At 61.9% G+C, this 7,994-nt stretch carries 7 protein-coding genes; 5 read left to right on the forward strand and 2 right to left on the reverse strand.

What is annotated here, in order from left to right:
- Nucleotides 1-15: 15 nt before the first annotated feature.
- Both JP75_RS11760 and JP75_RS11765 read right to left on the reverse strand, forming a co-directional pair.
- Nucleotides 16-969, reverse strand: a complete 954-nt coding sequence (locus JP75_RS11760) for a nucleoside hydrolase (protein WP_035082997.1) — start codon at nt 967-969, stop codon at nt 16-18.
- Nucleotides 969-2,312 carry an amidohydrolase family protein gene (locus JP75_RS11765; RefSeq protein WP_035082999.1) on the reverse strand — a complete coding sequence of 448 codons (1,344 nt, stop codon included), beginning with the start codon at nt 2,310-2,312 and terminating at the stop codon, nt 969-971. Before JP75_RS11765 ends, JP75_RS11760 begins: the two co-directional genes overlap by 1 nt.
- 135 nt (nt 2,313-2,447) lie before the next feature.
- On the opposite strand from JP75_RS11765, the gene JP75_RS11770 reads away from it, so the two are divergent.
- The 5 genes from JP75_RS11770 (at nt 2,448) to JP75_RS11790 (ending at nt 7,871) form a co-directional block, all read left to right on the forward strand.
- Nucleotides 2,448-3,407: a hypothetical protein gene (locus JP75_RS11770; RefSeq protein WP_051960629.1), complete on the forward strand. Its 960-nt coding sequence runs from the start codon at nt 2,448-2,450 to the stop codon at nt 3,405-3,407.
- Nucleotides 3,404-4,141 carry a creatininase family protein gene (locus tag JP75_RS11775; RefSeq protein ID WP_035083000.1) on the forward strand — a complete coding sequence of 246 codons (738 nt, stop codon included), beginning with the start codon at nt 3,404-3,406 and terminating at the stop codon, nt 4,139-4,141. The genes JP75_RS11770 and JP75_RS11775 overlap by 4 nt, the downstream gene beginning before the upstream one ends.
- Nucleotides 4,142-4,150: 9 nt before the next feature.
- Nucleotides 4,151-5,164, forward strand: a complete 1,014-nt coding sequence (locus JP75_RS11780; RefSeq protein WP_035083001.1) for a LacI family DNA-binding transcriptional regulator — start codon at nt 4,151-4,153, stop codon at nt 5,162-5,164.
- Nucleotides 5,161-5,913, forward strand: coding sequence for a glutamine amidotransferase (locus JP75_RS11785; RefSeq protein ID WP_035083003.1), 753 nt, complete (start codon nt 5,161-5,163; stop codon nt 5,911-5,913). The genes JP75_RS11780 and JP75_RS11785 overlap by 4 nt, the downstream gene beginning before the upstream one ends.
- Before the next feature lie 89 nt (nt 5,914-6,002).
- Complete coding sequence (locus JP75_RS11790; protein ID WP_051960630.1) at nt 6,003-7,871, forward strand: adenine deaminase; 1,869 nt, start codon at nt 6,003-6,005, stop codon at nt 7,869-7,871.
- Nucleotides 7,872-7,994 lie beyond the last annotated feature (123 nt).

A 7,994-nucleotide genomic window follows, 5' to 3' on the forward strand; every position in this document is an offset into this window, starting at 1 on the left:
GCTCCCTTGGCTTTGTCAGGTATTGGCGCGGTAAGCGACGGAAGCGCGATAGAGCGCCACGAGGCGATCGACCTTGGCTTCCTCGATAATGGTCACCATGGGCGTGCCCAGGCGGCCGGTTGGATCAACCACCGTCATGCCGCGGGTGATGCCGGGCGAGAGCGCCACATCCATCGAGGCACGCAGGGTTTTGGTCACGAGTTCCGGCTCGATCACAGCGGCAATGGCCAGGGGATCGACAAAGCGGAAGTGGTCCGGGCCGCCATAGCCGACCGTGGTGCGGCGGGCATGTTCGACGAGGGCGACCGAGAAAGTCTTTTCCGGGCTTTCCGGGATGTCCTTCAGTAATGCCTCGACTTCGTCGCCGGTCATGAAATGGGTGACGCAGGGCTCCCAGGGAGCAATGAGCATTTCAATCTCGGTGCCGAAGACGATGGCAGCGGCTTCCGGGTCGGCATAGATGTTGAACTCAGCCGCCGGGGTGGTGTTGCCACGGCCATAGACGGTGGCGCCCATGATGGTGAGCTGGCCGATGCCGGCGGTGATGTCGGGCGCCAGACGCAGGGCAAGTGCCAGATTGGTCAGCGGCCCGATCATCAGGATATCGACCTTTTCGCCGGCCTTGGCGGCGGCGCGGAAGGTATCCACCAGATAGCCGACGCCATTGGTGCCGGCAACTTCGGGGATCTTTGCCGGACGCGGGGCGCCGCCGAGACCATCTTCGCCGTGGATGTATTTTGCGTCGATGACCGGCTGGGTCAGCGGGCGATCGGCGCCCTTGTGCACGGGAACCGAGGCCTTGCCGGCAACTTCGAGCACCGTAAGAATATTGCGGGTTGCCGCATCGAGGCCGACATTGCCGAAGACGGTGGTGATCGCGTCCGGCGTACGGCCGTTGGCGATCAGCATGAGAAGGGCCTGCGCGTCGTCGACGCCGCCATCAGTATCGAGAATGAGTTTTCTTGCCATTATGCCACTTTCCGGGCCGCTTCGACGCGGGCCCAGAAATCCTTGTAGGTGTTTGAGTATTCGGCCCGGATTTCGGAGAAGGGCCGACGCAGGAGCTGCCTGTCGGCCACCAGTTGTTCGCCGGCGACATAGACATGGCGCACATCCCGTCCGCTTCCCGAATAGACGAGAAGCGTCTCGATGTCAGGGGTTTCGGAATAACCGGCGCCGGAAATATCCACGGCGATGATGTCGGCGGATTTGCCGATTTCAAGCGAGCCGATCTCGTTTTCAAGACCCAGGGCCCTGGCGCCTTCGATGGTCGCCATGCGCACGAGTTCGGCGCTGGAAATGGGCTGCGCCCTGCCCTCGCGATGCGAGGCAACGAGGCCGGCGACGCGCATTTCGTTGATCATGTCATAGCCGTTGTTGGCGGCGACATTGTCGGTGCCGAGGGCGACGGTAACGCCGGCTGCTTTCAAATCCACGACGGGACAAATGCCTTCGCGGCCGGAGCGCAGGCCGGCCGTCGCATTGTGGGAAATGGAAGCGTGCGGAGCGCGAGCGAAGACAGCGATGTCTTCTGGGCTGAGATCGAGGCAGTGCGCGGCATGAATGTGGCCATTGAAGAAGCCGAGCTTTTCGAGTGCGACGGCGGCCGTCGTGCCATAAAGCCGCTCGGTTTCCTCATTGTCTTCGGAGCCGCAGGCCATGTGCAGGTGCAAGCCAACGCCATACTCGTTGGCCACGGCGACTTCAGCAAGCAGCAGGTCTTCGGTGTTGTCGACATAGGGCGCGTGCGGGCCGAACCAGGGAATAACCCGACCATCGGCGGAACGCTGCTGGCGGAGGAAGTTCGTGGCCAGAGCCAGTTCTTCCTCGCCGCGCGCCTTGTCGCCGAGCTGCACAATGCCATAGGCGATCACCGCGCGAAGACCGGCCTCCTTGACCGCCGCGGCAATCTCCTCGGCGAAGAAATATTGATCGCAAAAGGTGGTGGTGCCCGTAAGAACCATTTCGGCACAGGAGAGGGCCACGGCAGGGCCGATGTCGGAGGCAACCAACGACAGTTCCGGCTCGCGGATGGAATTGTACCAGCCTTCCATGGTGAGGAGGCTTTGCCCCTCGGAACGACCACGGAACAGCACCATGGCCGAATGGGTATGAGCATTGACGAGGCCGGGCATGACCACATGGCCGGAAAGCTCCTTCACCTCGTCGAAGTCGACGGCGGCGGGGCAGGTTTCCATAGGACCGACACCGGTAATCCGCCCATCGGCAAAGGCCACCCAGCCGGCGGGATAGACGGCATTGCCGCTATCCACAGTGAGAACCCATGCATTGCGAAGGAGTGTAGAAGCCATTTGACCAATCGCTAGTAAAGCGCTTTACATGTTAATCTAACGACGGTTTCGCGGGGGTTGTCAAATGCTATCGCTCTGGATTTGCACAAGCGCTCACCGTACGGGATTTTTGCATATTTCTTCGGCAGGCTGCCTATGAGCGTTAATCCGTTTGCCGCAGATCCAGCCGTTCCGGCACGCCTTGGCGCGGTTGGTCCCGAGGCTCGGCAGACCATTGCCATGCGGGTGAAGGCGGCGATTTCCGCGCATGACCGGAAGCCGGCGGGCAATGATGGCAGCGTGCTTGCGGCGGGCATTGCGACGGAACTCGTCGCCGAATTCGGCCTCGCTTCGGTGCGCGACCTCATGTGCTTGCTGCTCGATGTCGCCAAGGATATTGCCAGCCCCAGCATTTCCGATTTTCACGTCGGCGCCGTCGGGCTCGAGGCAGAAACCGGCAATCTGATCCTCGGCGGTAATGTCGAGTTTCCGGGTACGCATCTGGGTTTTACCCTCCATGGCGAGGGCTTTGTCTTCACCCGCGCCATGAGCCGGGGCACCAATATCTCGGTGATCGCTATCGGTGAGGCACATCCCTGCGCTCATTGCCGACAGTGTCTTGCTGAATATGCGGCGAGCGAAAAACTCGAACTGATCGATCCATTGGGGCACACGCTGACCCTAGCGCAGCTTTATCCCTGGCCGTTCGATCCGAATTATCTCGGCGAAAGCGGCGCGGTGCCGGGCCGCGAACTCTGGCCGGGGCTGACATTCGACGAGGATGCTGGCTCCCCGGTCGCCGATACCCTCTTGGCCAAGGGGCGGCGCAGTCATTCGCCCTATAGCAAATGTCCCGGCGCGGTCCTGCTGCACCTCCAGGACGGGAACATGGTTGCCGGCCACGCCATCGAAAGCGTGGCGTTCAACCCCACCATTCACCCGATCCAGGCGGCCATGGTCGATCTTCTCGCCCATGGCTATGCCTATTCCGATATTGTCGGGGCAAGCCTCGGCACGGTGCGCGGCGGGGACGTCGATTACACCGTCAGCACAAGGGAATTGTTGAGCCGAATAGCTCCGGGCGTGCCCTTGCTCGTGCTGGGGTGGCGGCCATGAGCTCAGCCGATTTTTCTCGCACGCCCTGGGTCGATGTTGCCAAGCGCATTGAAGATGGCACTTTGGCCGTACTCGCCCTTGGCGCTTGCGAACAGCATGGCGCGCATCTGCCGCTGACGACAGACACCGACATGGCGCACGGCATCGGCAAACGCCTGGCCGACGAACTCGATGCGCTCTTGCTGCCGCCGATCACCTATGGCGACGCATGGACGGCCAGCGCCTATCCCGGCACGATTTCCATCTCGCCGCGCACGCTGCAGGCGATGATGGAGGATATCGGGCACGAACTCCTGCGCATGGGCGTGCAGGGTCTCGTGATCGTCAACGGCCATTTCGGCAATCGCGAGCCCATGTTGCTCGCCGCGCGTACGCTGACGAAGGCTGGCCTGCCGGTGTGCCATCTCGACTATCCCGGGCTCGAGCGCTTTGCCGCCGAAATCTGTGACAGCCAGCCGGCGGGACCGGGCTTTTATCACGCGGACGAAGTGGAAACGGCGATCATGCTCGCGGTTGCGCCAGAAGGCGTCGATATGGAGCGGGCGGAGCCGTCCTATCCAAGCCTTCCGCCGACCTTCGGCAGCGAGCCCATGCAGTTTCGCGATTTTAATCCTTCTGGCGTTTTCGGCGATCCACGCCCGGCCACAGCGGCCAAGGGTGAAGCGCTGATCGCGGGCATTTTGGGCGAGAGCCTGCGTATCGTCGCGGCCTGGAGGGAGCGCCATGGCATCTAGGGGGCAGAGATGGCCACGCTGAGTGATGTCGCTGCCGAAGCCGGGGTCTCGCCCACGGCGGTTTCGCGCTATCTCAACAATCGCATCGACCTGCCGCAGGCAACGCGCGACCGGATCGACGCGGCGATAGCCAAGCTCGACTATCGCCCCAATCTCCTGGCCCGGCGCCTTTCCACCGGCAAATCCGAAGCCTTCGCGCTCGTCACGCCCGACATTGCCAACCCCTTCTTTGCCGAGCTGGCGGCGGCCGTCGAACGGCAGGCGCATGCAAATGGCTATTCTGTCTATATCACCTCCACCGGTGGCCATGCCGATGCTGAAATGAATGCGATCCGCCGCATGGCCGACAGCCATGTCGATGGGCTGATCATGACCACCAATCGGGTGGATGACGGCTCACTCGCCAATCTCCTCGCCGGCAGGGAAAATGTCGTACTGCTCGATGAGGATATCGACGGGGTCAGCGTGCCCCGCGTTTTCGTCGACAACGCGGAAGGCACCTATCTCGCGGCAAAACATCTCATTGCCATGGGGCACAGGGATATTGCGCTGATCGGCGGGCCGCACAGGCTGATGAGCGTCAATGAGCGCCTTGCCGGTTTTACCCGCGCCATGGACGAGGCCGGATTGCCGGTACGGCCAGGCTGGGTGCTGCTGGGCGACTATACCCGTGATTATGGCGTGGCGGCCGCCTCTGTACTGCTCGATGCTGTCGATCCACCGACCGCCATTCTCGCCTGTTCCGACTATATTGCCATCGGCGTCATGCAGGTCGTCAGGGAACACGGGCTATCCATTCCCAATGATATCAGCCTCGTCGGCTTCGACGACATGGCCTTTGCCGCCCTCGTCGATCCGCCGCTGACCACCATTCGCCAGCCGGTCGCCGCTATGGGCGAGCTGGCGGTAAAACATCTCCTCGCCCTTCTCGAAGGGCAGACCCCGGCAGCCGAAACGCGCCTGCCGGTCGAATTGGTGACGCGCCAATCCGTCGCCCCTCCCTCTCGAAAGGCCCTGAAATGAAGAAGCGCATCCTGATCGCCGGTGAATCCTGGACCGTGCATTCGATCCACCAGAAGGGTTTTGATAGTTTTACGACCACCGAATATGCCGAAGGGGTGCGCTGGCTGAAGGCGGCGCTGGAAAAGGGCGGCTGGGATGTCACCTTCCAGCCTTCGCATGTGGCGGCGCGCGAGTTTCCCTTCACCGCCGAAGATCTCGCGGCCTATGACGTCGTGCTGCTCTCCGATATCGGCGCCAATACACTGCTGCTGCACCCCGAGACATTTACGAAGTCAAAGGTTCTCCCCAATCGGCTCGCCTCGATCCGAGACTATGTCGCCAATGGTGGCGGCCTCGTCATGGTCGGCGGCTACCTGACCTTCCAGGGCATCGATGCCAAGGCGCAATATGCCGGCTCGCCCATCGAGGAAGCGCTGCCGGTATCAATCGAAAAGGGCGATGATCGTGTCGAGGCGCCGCAGGGGATCGAGCCGGTCGTCATCGATGCCGCGCACCCGATCGTGGCTGGTCTCGACGCCAGTTGGCCGATCCTTCTCGGCTATAATCGCATTGCCGCCAAACCCGGTGCGACACTGGTCGCCAGCGTTGGCGACGACCCGCTCATCGTCGCCGGCAATTTCGGTAAAGGCCGCAGCGTTGCCTTTGCCTCGGATTGCGGCCCGCACTGGGCGCCGCCGCCCTTCGTTGATTGGGCTGGCTATGACAGGCTTTGGACGCAGCTTTGCGATTGGGCTGCCAAGAAGGCCTGATCTGGCTTGCCCGGCCCAACCGGCCTATGGGACACTGCCAGGGGTCGGCGCCACGGCGCCGGCCTATCTATTTTGAGACTGGATATTTCGTGACCACTCCCCTTCCCGATGATCTTATTGTCAATGCCAAGGACGAGGTGGAGATCCGCAAGCACCTTGCCCTTGTTGCCCTGGGCAAAAAGCCGGCCGACCGCGCCGTGCGCGTTGGGCGCCTGCTCGATACCTACGGCCGCAATTGGCATGAGGATCAGGAGATCGTCATTTCGGGTCGACGCATTGCCTGGGTGGGTCCGGCCGGCGCCTATCCCGGCGAAGTCGCGGAGCGCGTCGATCGCCGGCAGTTTAGCGCCGTTCCGGGCTTTGGCGAGGTGCACAAGCATATCGAATCGAGCCACCTGACGCCGGAATGGGAAGCCGCGCTGGTGCTGCCGCATGGCTGCACCTGGACTTGTGAAGCGAGCCACGAATTTTCCAACGTCAACGGCCCGAAAAATCTCGAATTCTGGCTGACGGCACGGCGCGCCGGATCGCCCGCAAAGATCTTTCCGCTGCCCGGCTCGGCCGTGCCGCCGACGGCCTATGAATGGGGCGGCGGGCATTTTGGCTTTGCCGAGCAAAACGAATTCCTGCGCGATCATCTGCTGGTTGCGGGCCTCGACGAGGTCATGGATTGGCCGGCGGTGTGGAACCCAGAAAACCCCTCGCATGAACGGCTCTGGGGGATGATCGAGGCGACCTTTGCCCAACGCGGCGTTGTGGAAGGTCATGCCGCCGGCATGCGCGACATCAATGATATCAATGCCTTCGCTGGCGCCGGCATGGCTTCGGACCATGAAGCCTGGACGCCGGAAGAAGTCGCCGACAAGCTCCGGCGGGGCCTCTTCATGGAGCTGCGGCCGCATTCGCTCAAGGACATCATCACGGGGCTCCTGGCGCAGGGCCAGCAGGACTGGTCTAATTTCGCCCTTTGCACCGATGATCGCAGCGCGTCCGACACGATGAAGCTCGGTGCGACCGACCACAATGTGCGGCTTGCGATGGAAGCGGGCCTGCCGCTGGAGATCGCTGTTCAGCTCGTTACCATCAATCCAGCGCGCCACATGCGGCTGACCCCGTGGGTCGGCTCGATTGCGCCCGGCCGTTTTGCCGATCTGGTTCTGCTCGATGACGAAAAGACCCTCGGTATTGCCGAAGTTTGGGCGGATGGTAAGCAGGTCTCCTCGGGCAATACCTATACCGCCCTGGTACCAAAAATCGATTGGCCGGAATGGGCGACGTCGAGCGTAAACATCCAGCGTAAACTGACCGCCGAAGACTTTGCGATTGCCGCGCCAGCAGATCGTAAAAGCGTCAATGCGGCGCTGCTGCGTCCCTTCCATTGGCATGACGAGTTCATCACAGCCGAACTACCCGTCGTCGACGGTTTGGTGCAGCGCGATAGCGAGCGTAACATCACGAAATTTGCCATTGTCGATCGCTTTTCGGGCGAGGGCAAAACGGCAAAAATGTTCTGGCTGGGGACGGGGCCGAAGACGCCCGATACCGCCCTTGCCTGCTCCATGGGTCATGACAAGCACAATATCTGGGTTGTCGGCTCGTCCGATGAAGCCATGGCGCTGGCCGTAAACACGCTCAACGAGATCCAAGGCGGCTGGGCGCTGGTCAGCGGCGGAAAAGTGCTGGCGACCGTGCGCTACGAGGTTGGCGGGTTGATGGCCTGCCGGCCGGCGCCGGAGCTCGACAAGGAAATGGTCGAACTCTATCGGCAGGGCGAAACCATCGAATGGATGTATGAGCCGACCTTCTCGCCGCGCTGGTGGCCGGGTTTCCCCGAGCGCCTGGCCTTTGCCACGCTGACCTGTTCGCCATGGCGCTGGGTGCTGGTGGCGCCCTCGCCACTGGCGCCGGACGGTTTCGTCAATGTTTCCAATGGCGAGACGCATCCAATCGTCTGGTAGAAAAGCAAAAGGCGGGCTCAAGGCCCGCCTTTTTCATATGTATTTCGCCAACGATGCGTCGTTCTGATGATCTACAAATGCAAAAAGCCTCCGCTTTTGGCGGAGGCTTTTAGTTTTGTATCG

Origin of the sequence: Devosia riboflavina, from assembly GCF_000743575.1 — a bacterium.
Classification (GTDB): Bacteria; Pseudomonadota; Alphaproteobacteria; order Rhizobiales; family Devosiaceae; genus Devosia; species Devosia riboflavina.

Excerpts from the sequence above, each read along its gene's own strand:
- JP75_RS11760 (WP_035082997.1), bottom strand. The coding sequence starts at position 969 with ATGGCAAGAAAACTCATTCTCGATACTGATGGCGGCGTCGACGACGCG.
- JP75_RS11765 (WP_035082999.1), bottom strand. The coding sequence starts at position 2,312 with ATGGCTTCTACACTCCTTCGCAATGCATGGGTTCTCACTGTGGATAGC.
- JP75_RS11770 (WP_051960629.1), top strand. The coding sequence starts at position 2,448 with ATGAGCGTTAATCCGTTTGCCGCAGATCCAGCCGTTCCGGCACGCCTT.
- JP75_RS11775 (WP_035083000.1), top strand. The coding sequence starts at position 3,404 with ATGAGCTCAGCCGATTTTTCTCGCACGCCCTGGGTCGATGTTGCCAAG.
- JP75_RS11780 (WP_035083001.1), top strand. The coding sequence starts at position 4,151 with ATGGCCACGCTGAGTGATGTCGCTGCCGAAGCCGGGGTCTCGCCCACG.
- JP75_RS11785 (WP_035083003.1), top strand. The coding sequence starts at position 5,161 with ATGAAGAAGCGCATCCTGATCGCCGGTGAATCCTGGACCGTGCATTCG.